At 39.2% G+C, this 16,349-nt stretch carries 16 protein-coding genes; 8 read left to right on the forward strand and 8 right to left on the reverse strand.

Annotation, left to right across the window (positions count from 1 at the left end):
• The first annotated feature begins 3 nt into the window (after nt 1-3).
• A complete protein-coding gene (gene hspQ / locus M1F26_RS12660) occupies nt 4-324 on the forward strand; it encodes a heat shock protein HspQ (RefSeq protein ID WP_004256095.1) in 321 nt (106 codons plus the stop codon).
• Between the two features lie 83 nt (nt 325-407).
• Here the strand turns inward: hspQ and M1F26_RS12665 are convergent, their stop codons facing one another.
• Nucleotides 408-821, reverse strand: coding sequence for a CoA-binding protein (locus tag M1F26_RS12665; RefSeq protein WP_140170765.1), 414 nt, complete (start codon nt 819-821; stop codon nt 408-410).
• Between the two features lie 114 nt (nt 822-935).
• Between M1F26_RS12665 and M1F26_RS12670 the strand changes: the two genes are divergently transcribed.
• Nucleotides 936-1,394 (forward strand): methylglyoxal synthase, encoded by a 459-nt coding sequence (locus M1F26_RS12670; RefSeq protein WP_140170766.1) that lies wholly within the window; start codon nt 936-938, stop codon nt 1,392-1,394.
• A gap of 55 nt (nt 1,395-1,449) precedes the next feature.
• Here M1F26_RS12670 and helD read toward each other — a convergent pair whose 3' ends face one another.
• Nucleotides 1,450-3,501, reverse strand: coding sequence for a DNA helicase IV (helD, locus tag M1F26_RS12675; protein ID WP_140170767.1), 2,052 nt, complete (start codon nt 3,499-3,501; stop codon nt 1,450-1,452).
• Nucleotides 3,502-3,623: 122 nt separating this feature from the next.
• Here helD and yccS point away from each other — a divergent pair, with 122 nt between their 5' ends.
• Complete coding sequence (gene yccS / locus M1F26_RS12680) at nt 3,624-5,774, forward strand: YccS family putative transporter (RefSeq protein WP_140170768.1); 2,151 nt, start codon at nt 3,624-3,626, stop codon at nt 5,772-5,774.
• Nucleotides 5,775-5,869: 95 nt separating this feature from the next.
• Here yccS and M1F26_RS12685 read toward each other — a convergent pair whose 3' ends face one another.
• Entirely contained in the window at nt 5,870-6,484 is a 615-nt protein-coding gene (locus M1F26_RS12685) for a TfoX/Sxy family DNA transformation protein (protein WP_140170769.1), read from the reverse strand.
• A 231-nt stretch (nt 6,485-6,715) separates the two neighbouring features.
• On the opposite strand from M1F26_RS12685, the gene sulA reads away from it, so the two are divergent.
• Both sulA and ompA read left to right on the forward strand, forming a co-directional pair.
• Entirely contained in the window at nt 6,716-7,237 is a 522-nt protein-coding gene (gene sulA / locus M1F26_RS12690) for an SOS-induced cell division inhibitor SulA (protein WP_140170770.1), read from the forward strand.
• Nucleotides 7,238-7,592: 355 nt separating this feature from the next.
• A complete protein-coding gene (gene ompA, locus M1F26_RS12695; RefSeq protein WP_140170771.1) occupies nt 7,593-8,663 on the forward strand; it encodes a porin OmpA in 1,071 nt (356 codons plus the stop codon).
• A gap of 169 nt (nt 8,664-8,832) precedes the next feature.
• On the opposite strand, the gene matP is transcribed toward ompA, so the two are convergent.
• Nucleotides 8,833-9,300: a macrodomain Ter protein MatP gene (gene matP, locus M1F26_RS12700; RefSeq protein WP_140170772.1), complete on the reverse strand. Its 468-nt coding sequence runs from the start codon at nt 9,298-9,300 to the stop codon at nt 8,833-8,835.
• 227 nt (nt 9,301-9,527) lie between these two features.
• Between matP and M1F26_RS12705 the strand changes: the two genes are divergently transcribed.
• The 3 genes from M1F26_RS12705 (at nt 9,528) to fabA (ending at nt 12,210) form a co-directional block, all read left to right on the forward strand.
• On the forward strand, nt 9,528-9,650 hold the full coding sequence (locus M1F26_RS12705; RefSeq protein WP_004256125.1) for a GhoT/OrtT family toxin: 123 nt from the start codon (nt 9,528-9,530) through the stop codon (nt 9,648-9,650).
• A 208-nt stretch (nt 9,651-9,858) separates the two neighbouring features.
• On the forward strand, nt 9,859-11,595 hold the full coding sequence (locus M1F26_RS12710) for an AAA family ATPase (protein WP_140170773.1): 1,737 nt from the start codon (nt 9,859-9,861) through the stop codon (nt 11,593-11,595).
• 96 nt (nt 11,596-11,691) lie between these two features.
• Nucleotides 11,692-12,210, forward strand: a complete 519-nt coding sequence (gene fabA, locus M1F26_RS12715; protein WP_004909641.1) for a bifunctional 3-hydroxydecanoyl-ACP dehydratase/trans-2-decenoyl-ACP isomerase — start codon at nt 11,692-11,694, stop codon at nt 12,208-12,210.
• 130 nt (nt 12,211-12,340) lie between these two features.
• On the opposite strand, the gene rmf is transcribed toward fabA, so the two are convergent.
• The 4 genes from rmf to pqiA all read right to left on the reverse strand — a co-directional run bounded on the left by rmf (nt 12,341) and on the right by pqiA (nt 16,294).
• Nucleotides 12,341-12,511, reverse strand: coding sequence for a ribosome modulation factor (gene rmf, locus M1F26_RS12720; RefSeq protein WP_004256131.1), 171 nt, complete (start codon nt 12,509-12,511; stop codon nt 12,341-12,343).
• A gap of 356 nt (nt 12,512-12,867) precedes the next feature.
• On the reverse strand, nt 12,868-13,422 hold the full coding sequence (gene pqiC / locus M1F26_RS12725; protein WP_125892671.1) for a membrane integrity-associated transporter subunit PqiC: 555 nt from the start codon (nt 13,420-13,422) through the stop codon (nt 12,868-12,870).
• The gene (pqiB, locus tag M1F26_RS12730; protein ID WP_125892669.1) at nt 13,422-15,071 is read right to left on the reverse strand and encodes an intermembrane transport protein PqiB; all 1,650 of its coding nucleotides are present in this window, start codon (nt 15,069-15,071) and stop codon (nt 13,422-13,424) included. Before pqiB ends, pqiC begins: the two co-directional genes overlap by 1 nt.
• The gene (gene pqiA / locus M1F26_RS12735; RefSeq protein WP_233618358.1) at nt 15,068-16,294 is read right to left on the reverse strand and encodes a membrane integrity-associated transporter subunit PqiA; all 1,227 of its coding nucleotides are present in this window, start codon (nt 16,292-16,294) and stop codon (nt 15,068-15,070) included. Before pqiA ends, pqiB begins: the two co-directional genes overlap by 4 nt.
• Nucleotides 16,295-16,349: the final 55 nt, after the last annotated feature.

Genomic DNA, 16,349 nt, shown 5'->3' on the forward strand with positions numbered 1-16,349 from the left:
GCTATGATGATCACCAGTAAATATGGAATCGGGCAACAAGTTAGGCACAAACTTCTCGGCTACTTAGGCGTCGTTGTAGATGTTGACGCTGAGTATTCGCTCGAACAACCACATGATGATGATATTGCCGCTAACAGCACACTACGCGATCTACCTTGGTATCATGTTGTTATGGAAGATGACAATGGGGATGCTGTTCATACTTATTTGGCTGAAGCTCAAATTACTTATGAAACCGTAGAAGACCATCCAGAACAACCATCAATGGATGAACTAGCGGAATCCATAAGGTCTCAGTTGCAAGCTCCTCGCCTTCGCAACTAACCTTCAAATATCTATATTGTTATTTATGAACGCAACCGTAAAGCAGCTCACTAGCTGCTTTACTTTTTAACGCTAGAAATACTTTATTTTTCAAGACCTAAAGCAGGTATTTCTTGTTTTGGGCATTTATCCATAACAAACTGTAAACCAGCCTGAAAAGCGATTTGCTGTGCTTCTTCGCTAATCACTCCTTTTTGTAACCACAAAACTTTAGCTTTAATTTCCACGGCTTCTCTGGCCACTCCTACTGCAGCTTCTGCATTACGAAATACATCGACCATATCAATAGGCCCAGGTATATCACTAAGCTTTTCGTATACTAGCTGCCCTAACAAGGTTTGACCTGCCAATTTAGGGCTCACAGGAATAACGGTATAGCCTTGATGTAAAAGATATTCCATGACTTCATAACTCGGCCTATTTGCCTTATCACTCGCTCCCACTAAAGCGATTGTCCGGACACGCTTTAAAATTTCAGCAATTTCTTGATCTCTCATCAAAATATCTCCCAAAACCTATAAACTATTCATTAGCATTATGATATATGTTGTATATCTTTGCTCATTCAATTTTTAAAGATGTCTATCTCGCATCTTATTTAAGGGAACATCATGGAATCAACTACCCGTAAAATTACAGCCTCAAAAAATATTGCTTTGGTTGCCCATGACCACTGTAAACCTTCATTATTATCTTGGACTAAGAAAAATAATGAACGGCTTCAAGCTCACAATTTATACGCAACAGGAACTACAGGCAATTTAATCCAGCAGCATACTGGCTTGCCTGTTACGAGTATGCTAAGTGGCCCAATGGGGGGAGACCAACAAATAGGCTCAATGATTGCGGAGCAAAAAATTGACCTATTAATTTTCTTCTGGGACCCTCTTAATGCCGTGCCTCATGACCCAGATGTTAAAGCACTACTACGTTTAGCCACCGTTTGGAATATTCCTGTCGCAACCAACTCTGCAACCGCTGATTTTTTAATCACCTCACCCTATTTTGATAATACGATAGACGTCGTTATTCCTGATTACGAAAGCTATTTAACCAAACGAACTAACTAATTCTATCTATATTAAGCGCCAGAGTATTCTGGCACTTAATAGATCATAATATACTTTAAGGTTTCTTTTGTTTTGGAACGCCCAATTGCTTGAGTTCATCGACAAATTCTGACGGTTTTTCTGGGTGATAAAGCAACCAAACTTGCTGCTTAGCCCGTGTTAATGCGACATATAGCAAACGCCTTTCTTCTGCATGACCAAAATCTTCGGGCTTAGGCAATAATGCTTGCTCAATAACTGATTCGCGCGCAGGAGCAGGGAAACCATCCTTTCCGCTATTCAGACCACAAATTATCACATGATCTGCTTGCTGCCCTTTTGAGGCATGAATAGTCATAAACTGAATATTTAATTTTGGCCAACGAGTTTTGGCTTTATCTAAAATATTAGGTTTTAAATAATGGTAGCGGGCTAGTACTAATATCGTTTCATCATCAAGGACATAACCACTCATTTTATCCAATAAGCGTTCCAAGGCATCTTCATAAAGAAGAATAACAGTTTTTTTATTCCCTTTAGTTAAACTATTCAATGGCTTATCTAACTGCATAGGGTTTTGTAAAATAAACTGATTTGCAACCTCACCAATGCGTTGGTTAAAACGATAAGTCGTGTCTAAAGCGCAAAGTTCCCCAATACCAAAGTTATGTTCAAACGATGTCGTTAAGTCTAATTCTGCACCACTAAACCGGTAAATGGCTTGCCAATCATCTCCAACCGCAAATAATGTGGTTTGCTTATTCTGCTGACGTAGTGCTTGCAGTAACCTCGCCCTGAGAGGTGAAATATCTTGAAACTCATCAACTAAAATATGTTTCCATGGGCTAATAAAACGTCCTTTTTCTAAAATATTAATGGCTTGATGAATTAATCCAGAAAAATCAATTGCACCTTCATCTTTCAAAGCGCTTTTCCACACTTTTAATAGCGGCGCCATTAAACGAATACGTTTTTGAAAAAGATCTCTTATTTCTTCCGACGTATTATCAATCATGTCCTTCTGGCTACCGCCATTCATACGCATTAAGCTTAGCCAACGGTCTAAACGGGCAGTGACTTTAGTGCTAATTTTTTCGTCTTTCCAGAATTCACCGTCTGGAATTTCCCATTGCAACTCTTCAGAAAGCCATTCTCGCCATCCTTTTGCCTGCGCTTTCTTTGCTGAACATTGTTCTCGCCATTCGTTTAATAACAGTGTTTGTCGTTTTTGAGTGTCTGTTTCTAACTCGCTAATCACCGGCGATTTTTTGCTACCTTCACGAATGATATGTAGAGCAAGCGCATGGAAAGTTTTAGCTTCAATATCTTGTTGTAAACGTAAATGAATACGCTCATTCATTTCATCTGCAGCTTTACGGCCAAAAGCCAACAAAAGAATTTGTTCTGGTTTTGCCAAACCTCGCAAGATTAGCCAACCCGCTCTTGCAACTAGGACTGATGTTTTACCACTTCCAGCCCCCGCCAGTACTAATACATTATCCTCACCATTAATCACAGATAAGGACTGTGAATAATTGAGTGGTGATGTTTCTACTTGCTGGAAAAAATCGTGATAACGAACTAATACAGACTCACACCAGTGATCATTAATTTGTTTTCGGCATTCTTGACCGCTATTCAGCCAATTCAGACATTCGTGATATTGTGCTGCACAATTTTCATATAATGAAATGCGCGCCAAAGGCATAGGCAGAGACGAAAAGTTTTGTGATATTTTATCTTTTATTTCAGCCAATTGGCGTAAAGTTAGCCAACTGTCTTGTTGTGTCAATTGTTCAATCGAATTCACTAATTCAGTCAATACACTAGCACTGATTTGACTCATTTCAGTGCTCCATTGTTGCCATTTTTCATTCAAATAATGGTAAAAGCGCTGAGTTTGCTTCCATTCAGTACCATGTAAACGAACAACTTGTGCATTCACAATTTCAAATTCTAACTCCCCCCAAACAATCCCTCTCTTACAACGAAGATCGATAAGTTCATTAAATGGGATAAGATATTGGTGGTTTTCACCACTCACTTCAATACCTGCGTTGAGTAAGCGAACCCGATTGTAGGGATGCTGAGCCAGACGCTGTCCAATCTGTGTTGATTTCAGTTCCATACGTCCTGCACCTGAGAAAATCAATGACAAAATACGGTTAGCTTGATTCCAAACGGTTTTTTATTCCTGGCAAACAAGCTATCCTATATAGATTAGGGCTTGTCTTACCTTTGAGGTACTTTGTGTTAACACTGCTTACCAGTTATCGTCGTGTGCTATATAACAGCCATTTTTTATATTATATCCGAATCTTTATAGCCCTGACAGGCGCAACCTTAGTGCCGTGGTTGTTAAACCAAGAGCCTAAAATCACCATCCCACTGACATTGGGTGTGGTTGCTGCAGCACTAACTGACTTAGATGATAGGCTAACTGGCAGAATAAAAAATTTAATTATTACACTTTTTTGTTTTTTTATTGCATCAGTTTCTATTGAACTACTTTTTCCCTATCCTTTATTTTTCTTTTTTGGCCTCGCATTTTCTACCTGTGGCTTTATTCTTCTCGGCGCTTTAGGGCAGCGATACGCAACCATCGCATTTGGTGCGCTGTTAATTGCCATTTATACCATGCTCGGCGTACCCATTTTTGATACTTGGTACCAACAACCCACATTATTACTCACAGGGGCTATTTGGTATAATATTTTAACCTTGATTGGGCATATCTTATTTCCTGTTAGGCCATTACAAGATGCAATTACCCAATGCTATCAGCAACTTTCAGCTTATCTAGATGCAAAAGCCAACTTATTTGACCCTGACTTAGAAGATGACTATCAACGCTCAGTTTATGATTTAGCATTAGTAAACAGTCATTTGGTCAGTACCATGAACCAAGCAAAAATTGCATTACTGAGTCGGTTAAAAGGAGACCGGGGACAAAAAGGTACCCGAAATTCGCTACAATACTATTTTGTTGCCCAAGATATTCACGAACGAGCGAGTTCGTCTCATATTCAATATCAACAACTTAGCCGTACTTTACGTCATTGTGATATTTTATTTCGTTTCCAACGCCTATTAACTATGCAAGCGAGAGCCTGCCAGCAAGTTGCTCAATCTGTTTTATGGCGTAAACAATACCAACATAACCCTCGTTTTGAGCGTACTTTCACTTACATTGAAAAATCGCTACAGCTACTAAAACAGCAATCGCCTGAGCTTCATGAAATTAAGGCCCTATATAACTTACTTAAAAACTTAAAAGGAATTGACGTCCAACTGAAAGGCCTAAGCCTTGAGCAGAGTTCATGGCAGCAAAATAATAAGCAAATAGAACAGTTATCTGATGAATCGTTATCCGGTATTAGTGATATTATTTCGCGGGTTAAGCACCATTTAACGCCAAAATCATCTTTATTTCGCCATGCAGTAAGAATGTCAATTCTCCTTTGTACTGGCTATATTATTATCCAACTATTTGATATGGAAAGAGGATATTGGATATTACTCACTAGCTTATTTGTATGCCAACCTAACTACAGCGCCACTAAACGCCGCTTAGCCCTTCGCATAATAGGAACTATTGTTGGTATTCTCATTGGTTTACCTTTGCTGAATTTAATCCCCTCAATGGAAGGGCAACTTACGCTAATCGTTATTTCTGGCTTACTGTTTTTTATGTTTCGCAGTAGCCAATATGCCCAAGCAACATTATTTATCACACTTCTCGTTTTGTTTTGTTTTAACCTATTGGGCGAGGGGTTTGATGTTGCACTTCCACGGATCATTGACACATTAATTGGTTGTTTTATTGCATTACTTGCCGTTAGCTTTATTTGGCCAGACTGGAAGTTCCGCCAACTTCCCCAAGTCATTCAAAAAACTATGGATAGCAACTGCCGCTATTTAGATGCTATTTTACAACAATACTACCAAGGTAAAGACAACCGCCTTGAGTACCGAATTGCACGTAGAGATGCACATAATAATGATGCAGAGTTCGCTTCTATTGTGTCCAATATGGCTTCTGACCCTAAGTCTTATCGAATCACCCAAGAACAAGCTTTTCGCCTACTCTGCTTAAACCATACCTTACTCAGTTATATTTCTGCATTAGGCGCACATCGTGAAAAAATGCAAAATGAAGGTAACCTTTCATTACTCAACGACGCAATTTGCTATGTTGAATCGTCGTTACAAATCACCACCATTGACCCACTCGTTATTGATAAAAAATCAGATGAGCTTCGCCATAGTTTATTAAACCGAATAGATAATATTTCAACTAGTGATGACGAAAAAACGTTACTTATCATGGAACAAACTAAGTTATTACTCGAATTAATCCCTGAGATAAAACAGATAATTCGAACCATTAGTGCGTCATAAATATACCGATGAGCGGGTATTAAAATCCTAAATACCCACCCATTTCATATCGCGTAATGTAATATTAATTATAATAACAGTCGCTTTCCGCAGGTTTAGGCTGATGTCAACTCAAAACTATTATACCAAGCAATTAACTCTTGTTTGATATCCTTGGGTAAAACAGCACTATGACACCCTTCTATTGCAGCGGCTAAGCCAATGAGTAACTTAATACTTGGGTTATTCCTACCATGTTTTTTTAGCTTCATAAAACAAGCCTTTGCCCCCATCATACGCAGCTCATCAACATGCGATACTCCGATTTTCCCTAGTGCGCGCTCAACCGACATATTCATATTAGGCAAATCTTTTATGCGCATAGTTATTGATTGCTTTTGTTTTAATTCCTCGATAGCTGAACGGTACGCCAACTCAATATATTGGAGAAACAAGGGCTCGTCATGCCAAACTTGTTCCGAAAGTAGATAGTAGCGCATTTCCAATGGAATGCCTTTTTTACTATAAACTAACCGATTGAACCCTGACGCTTCAAAGTGACTTCTTGCCACTAAGCAGCCACGCAAATAAAAACAACCGTCGAGTACCAATCCTACAATGGCATCATCGACTAATAGACAAAATCCACCAAAATGATTTTTGCGTTTTAGCTCGCCAAACTGACTTAACAAACGAGATAAATAAAAAATTTTTTCTTCTTCTAACAACATTACCAAACTCCTTTTTGGGTATGCTCAATTTTCATCCTTGAGAAAAATAATTTTATAACTTCTTTTTTTACAGATAATTACGCATAACTAATTTTGAGAGCTTCCATAAAAAATGCCAAGAAGAATGCAGAAAAAAACAACAAAGTTGCGAAGCGCTTTGAAAAAATAGTCTTGATATTGGATGGATATACAGTTACTGTATGTTCATACAGCATTGTAACGAGGTAAATTATGAGCATCTATTCTTGGAACAACTCAACAGAACATTCTCTTAATAATTACGCACAATCAATCCCTGCTACAGGGCTTACTAACAGCTCTATACAACAAGGTATGGTGAGCGAACTTGTTTACGATGAAAAACACCCTATTATGGATTACATTTTGTTGCCAATGCTTCGCCAGTTTGGGGTTCAATCACGCTGGTTGCTCTGGTTAAGCCCTAATAAGAAACTCAGTAAGCACTGGTTAGAACAATCAGGAATACCAACTCATAAAGTTATGCAATTAAATCATATGGAAGATATCACCACGATTGATGCCATGGAAAAAGCCTTAAGAAGTGGGAATTATAGCGTGGTTCTAGGGTGGCTACCGGAAATAAGCGAGCAAGATTTTATTCGCTTGCAATACGCAGCTCAAGAAGGCCGTTCTATCGGTTTAATTATGCGCCCACAGAAAACGTTTAATATGATTAATACACTAGCAGGACAGCCAAACCACTTAAAAATTCATTCAAATCATTACCACTAGCTAAGATTAAGAATTTTCTTACTAAATTTAACCTTTAGGCATATTTGTCTCTAAAGTTAAATTAAAAGTATTGTAGATCAATCAGATAGATTAAATATAATCATTACAGAAAATATACATATCTCTCTGATTTATACACTAAAAAAATACTTTTTTTAACGATTATTGCTCACTCTACTTGTATCTTTTTAAGTTCGTTGTAGACTTTAGCTTGTTCGGCTTATGGCATTATTTTTTTACTTTTATTATTTTTTTGTAGATAATGTCTGCGAAACCTAGCAAGTAAATTAAACCAATGGCATATAATAAGGCTCAGCGAAGCCAAGCCAATATTGGATGATAACGAGGCGTAAAAATGAAAAAAACAGCTATCGCAGTAGCAGTGGCAGTAGCAGCTTTTGCAACCGTTGCACAAGCAGCTCCAAAAGATAACACTTGGTATACCGGTGCTAAATTAGGTTGGTCTCACTATGAAGACACTAAATTCACTTCACCTGAAACTAATCTTCACGTAGGTAACACTACTGACCGTGATACTCTCGGTGCTGGTGCATTCGCTGGTTACCAATATAACCAATACATGGGCTTCGAGCTTGGTTACGATTGGTTCGGTAAAATGAAATACAAAGGCGCTGGTAACAGCGGTGACCTGAAATCTATGGGTGTTTCATTAACTACTAAATTAAGCTATCCAATCATGGATGACTTAGACGTTTACACTCGTTTAGGTGGTATGGTTTACCGTACAGAAGCTAAAGCTAACCAAACTCAAGGTCGTTTCAAAGAAACTGACACTGGCGTTGCACCTGTATACGCACTGGGTCTTGAGTACGCAATCACTCCAGAGTGGGCTACTCGTTTAGACTACCAATGGGTTAGCAACTTAGGTGATAAAGACAACATCGGTACTCGTCCAGACAACGGCATGCTGAGCGTTGGTGTTGCTTACCGTTTCGGTCAAGCTGATGCTCCAGTTGTTGCGCCAGCTCCAGTTGTTGCTCCAGCTCCAGTTGTTGAAAACAAACGCTTTACTCTGCGTTCAGACGTTCTGTTTAACTTCAACAAAGCAAGCCTGAAACCAGAAGGTCAAGAAGCTCTGAATGAGCTGTACAACGAACTGAGCAGCATCGACCCAACTCAAGGTCGCGTACTGGTAGTTGGTTTCACTGACCGTATCGGTTCACAAAACTACAACTTACCACTGTCACAAAAACGTGCTCAGTCTGTAGTTGACTACTTAGTTGCTAAAGGCGTTCCAGCTAGCGCAATCGCTGCAGAAGGCCGTGGTAAAGAAGATCCAGTAACTGGTAACAAATGTGACAACGTTAAAGGTCGTGCAGCTCTGATCGAGTGTTTAGCGCCAGACCGTCGCGTTGAAATCGAAATCCAAGGTACAACTGAAGTTGTAACTCAGCCAGGTGCTTAATTCTTAGCCCTAGTTTGAATTTCGAACTGAAATACAAAAACCCCAATTAATATTGGGGTTTTTTATTACTGAAAATAATAGGCTCGATACAAAAATTAACTTTTAAAATTAAACTTCCCGCAATCATCATATAGCTTGAATTGCCAGCACGGATCCTCACAGATCTTCTTTAATTATCTTTTTCCTTTGATGTTCCAAGGATCGCTTGCAAATCTTGTTTTAATGAGCTCATTTGGCTTTCATATTTATCTTTGTGTTCCGCATCTTCAATCAACTGAATAATAGTTTCAGACAACGTTTTATTACGCTTCACGGCAAGATTAGACAAACGCTGCCATACTGAAAAATTTAAATCTATTGATTTCTTACGTGTATGTGGATGCTCGGCATTGAAATGACGCTTACGCCTCGCCCGAATACTCTGTTTCATTCGGTTATCAAGCTCTGGGTTCATATGCTGAGTGATCCACTTTAGTACATCAACCGGTCTATTTTCCATTTTTAGCAGCAAGTCTATGGCTTCTTTTTCTGCGCTTCTTTCTATATAGCGGGTAATTGCTTCGCCACCTCTTGCTTTATTGACGAGGTATTCCCATTTCCAGCCACATTCAAGATTTTCAAGCTGCTGATATTTCATAATTTTTCCTGAAGAAAATTGAACCTATTTTTATATTAGCAAGATTATAAACAAAATACTCATGCAGATATTCGATTTAGTGGAATATTCACTTTTTCAATAAAGAAGGTAAGCCTACCTTGTAAAAATAGTGTACAATCCGCCCCTATCTGTTAACAAATTAATAAAACTGCATGTCCACATTTGAATACATACTCGTCATCTATGGGATTGGCGGTGTATGCGCAATGCTATTTACCCTACTCGTAACAAAAGATCCAAACTTTTTTATGCGCCTACTGAGCGCCATACTTATTGGCTTAACTTGGCCAATGACACTACCCATTGTATTTATGTTTTCGTTATTCTAGTCGATAATTCAACAATTATTGCTGCAAGATTGCCTATCAAAGGCTAATATAACAAGCTTGCCCATTGGGTAATGAATTAGCCTGAAATTTGTTTATAAAACAAACAATGCTATTTAGCAAATTTATTCAATAAACCTTTTTCAGGCATATACGCCCAGCTTACTGGCAGGCATTTTATTTATAACTCTATTAATAGCAGATAATTATAGTGATCAGTCAAGAACTAACATGGCAAGGCCTAATTCCTAACTTATCGTCATTTCAGACGAAATTTGTATCTTCAGAAACGTTGACCCCTGCAATTTTATCAGACATTCAGCCTAGGCTATCTGATGGCATACAACATTTCGTTGATGAATTTGCCCAAACACGCTTCATGTTTATCAAGTCTGATGACAGTGAGGCGTATCTTAGCCTTTATGCTAATGCAATTACCCCTTTACTGGCAGAGATAAATACCATTGATGGTGATTATCAATTATCTGAAGATAGCCGTCTTTTTCAATGGAAAAGTGGTGTTAAAAGCCGTTTCTCTTCCCATGAAAAAATTGCTTACCGTAGTTGGATAGAACCCGAACAATTATTTGGCTATGTCACCCCTTCATTGAATTTAGTGCCAGGATTACTTCACCAAATTAATGGCGGGATCTTAGTTATCGCAGCTAGCGCATTAATTAGCCAACCTTTAATGTGGGCTCGCCTAAAAAATATGGTTAACCGTCAACAACTTGAATGGTTACCTTATTCTGAGAATCAGCCTTTACCGATTGAAATTGAACCACAACCTTTAGAACTTAAAGTCATTATTGTTGGTGACCGATTAGCTTTAGAAGAGTTTGAATTTACATCACCGGAACTATTTAGCTGCGCAATTTATGGCGAATATGAGCCTATTATGTTCTTCGAAGATGAAGAACAATTGAGCTTATGGATGCGTTATGTCAAATCCATTATTGAATCCAATAAATTACCACATATTTCTGCTGATGGCTGGGTCCCTTTCATCCAACAAGCTGTTCGTTACTGTGAAGATAAATTTAATCTTCCTCTTGATATTCTTTGGTTAGTTCGCTCTCTTGTTGATGCCAGCCACTACCATGTTAACCATTTGCTGACTCAAGAGTCATTTAAGCAAGCAAATGAAAACCGCCAATGGCGCCACAGTTTTCTTGCTGAACGTACTCAGGACGATATTTTGCAAGAACAAATCTTCGTTAAAACTGAAGGCGAAGTTATCGGCCAAGTTAATGGCTTGTCTGTCTTACAATATCCAGGGCACCCTGACGCTATTGGTGAGCCATCCCGTATTACCTGTGTCGCACATTTAGGTGACGGTGAATTCACGGATGTAGAACGTAAAGCAGAGCTGGGTGGGAATATCCACGCCAAAGGCATGATGATCATGCAAGCCTATTTAAATTACGAGCTGAAATTAGAGCAGCCTCAGCCTTTCTCCGCCTCTATCGTCTTTGAGCAGTCCTATGGTGAAGTTGATGGTGATAGCGCATCACTCGCAGAGCTGTGCGCTTTAATTAGCGCATTATCACTGCAACCTATTGACCAGCAAGTTGCTATCACGGGTGCAGTTGACCAATTTGGCTATGTCCAACCTATTGGCGGGGTGAATGAGAAAATTGAAGGTTTCTTTGATATCTGTGAAAAACGTGGGTTAACTGGCAACCAAGGTGTCATCATCCCGATGGCAAATGTTCGCCATTTATGCACCAAGTCTGCTGTCGTTGAAGCCGTAAAAGAAGGTCAATTCCACATTTGGCCTGTTGAACATGTCGCCCAAGCCATTACTATATTGACTAAGCAACCTTACTTTGAACAACAAGCTGAAGAAGAAAATGTACACCTGTTAGCTTTAATTCAAGAACGGATCAATCAAGCAAACTCACCTGATAAAGCCCGACTTCCTTGGTTCTTAAAATGGATAAGTTAAGTAAAGATTGCGTAAAAAATAGCAGATCGGAGTTGTTCAGCGTACAAGTGTAAGCTATCCTGTAGACCTACACTTAATAAAGGCTATCTTAAGAACATGGTTGAGAAACGCGGATCCTACACAAAAGATGATTTAATTGCTTCTGGTAAAGGTGAGTTATTTGGAGAAAATGGTCCTCCATTGCCATCTGGAAATATGTTGATGATGGATCGTATCGTCAGTATGACTGAAGATGGCGGTACATTTAACAAAGGTTATGTGGAAGCTGAATTGGATATTAATCCAGACCTTTGGTTCTTTGGCTGTCACTTTACAAACGACCCTGTCATGCCTGGTTGTTTAGGCCTCGATGCAATGTGGCAGCTAGTTGGCTTCTACCTTGGCTGGCTCGGCGGTGAAGGTAAAGGGCGCGCTTTAGGTGTTGGCGAAGTTAAATTTACTGGCCAAGTTCTCCCTACCGCGAAAAAAGTTACTTACCGCATCAGCTTTAAACGCGTGATCAACCGTAAACTGATCATGGGGTTAGCAGACGGTGAAGTCTTAGTTGATGGTAAATTAATTTATACTGCAACAGACTTAAAAGTGGGTCTTTTTAAAGACACCAGCGCATTCTAAATATTTGAAATGCAAACCTCCGCAATGGCGGAGGTTTTTAAATGAATGAATACCTTCAGCTTAAAAACCCAAAAATATGCAAGAAAACGAGCTCAGGCTATTTAAGCTAAACGTTCAAAGAATATTGGGGTTACACCACCGCTATGGTTCGATCCTCCATCGCCTTTCGCCAACCACCTAGCCAATGCGACCGAGCATCTACTGCTTGATATGGGCACAACTCTTTAGAGCGCCCTGCTAAACCTGCTTGATAACCTCTTGATAAAGCTCTTTCTAAACGGTCTCGCTTCTGTCTTTTCATGCCTTACTTCCCTCATCATTTAAATGGAAAAGAAAACAGTACCTACTATTTTTAATAGGTACACTATAGAAATAGCGCCCGTTGAAAAAAAAATCAAGTAAAGATTTTCATATATTTGTCATAAATGGCATAAATGTGACTTGTATATGACAATTAACACAACCTATTGATTTGATTTAAAAATAAAAACATTCTTTTATTTATCATAGTATTAGCGAACAAAATCAATTATTATTCACTAATATATAAATAAAAAGAATATCTATATTTAATGAAATTAAAAATGCACTTTGAATATATAAACCACATATATTCAAGGTGCATTTAATATAAATTACTTAAGTAATAACCAATGATTAGTATTTATCTATCTCTTTCGCAATACTCTCAGCGACTTGCTGCCACCCCATTGATAACGTGCGAACTAGCTCAGGGTAGCCATCTTCATTTTGGTCTAGCTGTACATCAAAATTACGACGGATCACGTTTTTATCATGAGTGTAAGTCCAAAAGCCTTGGATTAATACTTTACCATCATACCGCCCATTAAAGGCCGTCAAAGTAATATCAAGTGTATCCGGTGAGTTTTGTAATGGCTGCAAAGACACGAGTTTTTCAGGTAACGCTGCAGATAATTCACTCACCATCGACTGACCAAGCTGTTGTTCTAAAGGACTCGCCCATAGATGCGTACTTGCATTGGTATAACTGACATCTGTCGTTTGGTAAGTAATCCCATTTGATGTCAGCACATCTGATAACATGATGCGTTGTAACCACACTTGGCCTTTATTCATCACCTCTGCAGATTGTGTCTGAGGAGTTTTCATTGGCAGTTGGTAGTACTTTTTCTCTGGGGTACTGCTACAAGCTGCCAATAATAAAACAAATATTGATAGTAAATATCTCATTATTTTTTCACTCCTTTAGGCTCAACATCCTTCGTTGGCTCAGCTTCGAAAACTAACGCATTACTCTTATTATTCAAAGTACGTAGAAGCGGCTGAACTTCTCTTAATACTTGGTCTAAACGCTGCATGTTATCCACCATTTTATTATAAGCTGGAGAACCAGGTTGGAAACCTTGCATTGCACGGTTCATTTCTTGCAGTGTTTTTTGTAAGTCATGAGGTAAATTTTGGAACTCTTTACTCGCCATAACTTTGTTGAGTTGAGCCAACATCGCATTAGCTTCTTTAACAACTTTCTGCCCTTCAGCCAATGTTTGTGTCGTTTGGTTAAGCATCGGTTCAATTGGCATATTGTTAATTTTATCCAACACCGCAATGACTTTTTGTTGAATTTGCGCTAAACCTGCACTGGTTGTTGGGATAATTTTATAGCCGGCAACCACGGTTGGGCCTTTATAAGGCTCTGCATTTTGCACAAAATCCAGATCAACAAATAACGCGCCCGTTAATAAATTCCCTGATTTTAGTGATGCCCTTAAGCCATCTTTCAAAGCTAAATTTAATTCATTTTTTAAATTAAAGTTCTTACCGACATCCTTAGAAAAACGTTCTGGTTCAATGTGGATCAAAACAGGAATTCTAAAGTCATTATCCAGTGATTGGTCTAAACCTTCGGTATAAAAAGGCACTTGTGCAACAGTACCTAAACGAATACCACGGAACTCTACCGGCGCGCCCGGTTGTAGGCCTCGCACTGAGTCTGAGAAGAATAAGACAAAATCTTGATACTGTGTATACAAGGAATTTTGAATGCTGCTTTGGTTGTCAAACAGTTGGAATTCAGCATTTTCCTTCACGTTAGCACCAGGAACCCACCCGGTTGGAACATCAAAACTCACACCACCGGTCAATAATGTCGCGATTGAGCCCATTTCAACATGCACGCCTTGGGATGACATATCAAAAGCTATACCGCTATCTTTCCAAAAACGTACATTTGAACTAATCAATTTGTCATAAGGCGCATTGATAAATAATTGATAACGCATATCGCGTTTATCCATATCAAAGTCGCTCGTTTCAACAGAACCGACCCGGTAACCACGGAATAACACTGGATCACCTGGATTTAATTGTCCTGCCTTATCGCTCACCAATACAACACGAATTCCCTTAGCATCAGGTGATGCAAGAGGTGGGGTATCCAATAAGGTAAACTCGAAATGCTCTTTTGCCGCTAAGCCCGGTTGAAGCTCAATGTAAGCACCTGAAAGTAATGTACCTAGCCCAGTAACGCCATCACGCCCAATTGTTGGTTTTACAATCCAAAACGCAGAATCAGTACGCAGTAATTCTTTCATTTCATTGTTCAAACGCGCTTTAATGACCACTCGACTAAAATTGTCATCAAGTGTCACACTTTCCACAACGCCAATATCGACGCTACGGCTTTTAATTTTGGTTTTACCTGCTTCTATTCCTTCAGCATTGTAAGTGATTAATGTCACTTCAGGGCCTTGGTTGCTAAAATGGTAAAATAAGACCCAAGCGCCAAGCAAGACTGTCACTATTGGGATCACCCATACAGGCGACCAACTTTTTAACTTACTAATTTTGGCATTGGCCTGTGGTGTTTCTTTATCAGTCACCCGATGACTCCTTCTTGTTCAACAGTATTTACTGCATTTTTTCTTTCACAGCGATCCCAAGTTAATCTGGGGTCAAAGGTCATCGCTGCAAACATTGTGAGAATAACAACCACACCAAAGAAAATAATCCCCATCGCAGGGACAATATTCATCAATTGCCCCATTTGAACCAAAGAGGCTAAAATGGTGATAACAAACACATCTATCATTGACCAACGGCCAACATACTCCACCAGCTCATAAATAAAATGCATACGATGCGGGTCTCGATTACCATACCCTTTGGAATCTAGACAAAGCCATGCAATTCCTATCATTTTCAATGTAGGCACCATAATACTGGCAACAAAAATCACCATAGCAACAGGATATGACCCGTCTTCCCACAGTAAAATGACGCCATCAATAATGGTCGAATTTAATGCTGTACCTAACGTATTTGTGGTCATCATCGGCAACACATTCGCAGGGATATACAACATAATTGATGTCATTAAAAGAGCCAAAGTCCATTGTAAACTTTGTTTTTTACGTACACTACCATGGGAGTGGCAGCGTGGGCATTTTGATTGTTCAGCCGGTAAAATTGCCGTACACACAAGACATAAGCGTACATCTTGTTTAATACCCGTCTGGCCCACGATTAACGGCTTATCTAATTTCGGAGCCGCTTCAATTCGGTTCCATAGCCAGTGACGATCTAAGCATTGAAAAGCCCTTACTTGCAGCATGCAGTACGCGCAATAAGGTAAAAAACTTAACCCGATGCCAATATCGCCGTAAGCTATCAATTTAACAAAACTGACTAAGACCCCCGCTAGAAAAATCTCAGCCATACACCACGCTTTCATTTGGAACAAAATACGGGTGATCACCACTTTAATATTTTTAGGAATATGAACCTGCACCCCTAAAAGGATGATTGTGACCATACAAAATGCAGGAATAACCAATGAAAAAAACAGAAAAAATAGCGCCAAACCGCTATAGCGCGTGGTAGCTATAATTTCAATTATTTGGAATAACGATATTTCATTTTCAATCCCTGCGGCGCCCATCTTAACAAAGGGGAATAAGCAGGCAATAAATAGCATAATTAATGCACTAAATGCATATGCTGCTGGCTGCTTATACGGATATCGCCACTTTGAGACCAATGTGGTTTCGCAGCGTGGACACGTTGCTTTGCTCCCTTGTTCCAATTCAGGAACTGCAACCAACATGTCACACTGAGGACAAAGCACATGTTCATGAGACTCATGGTTGCACAAAGTGTAT

The sequence above is a fragment of the Providencia sp. PROV048 genome, from assembly GCF_033688165.1.
GTDB lineage: Bacteria > Pseudomonadota > Gammaproteobacteria > Enterobacterales > Enterobacteriaceae > Providencia > Providencia hangzhouensis.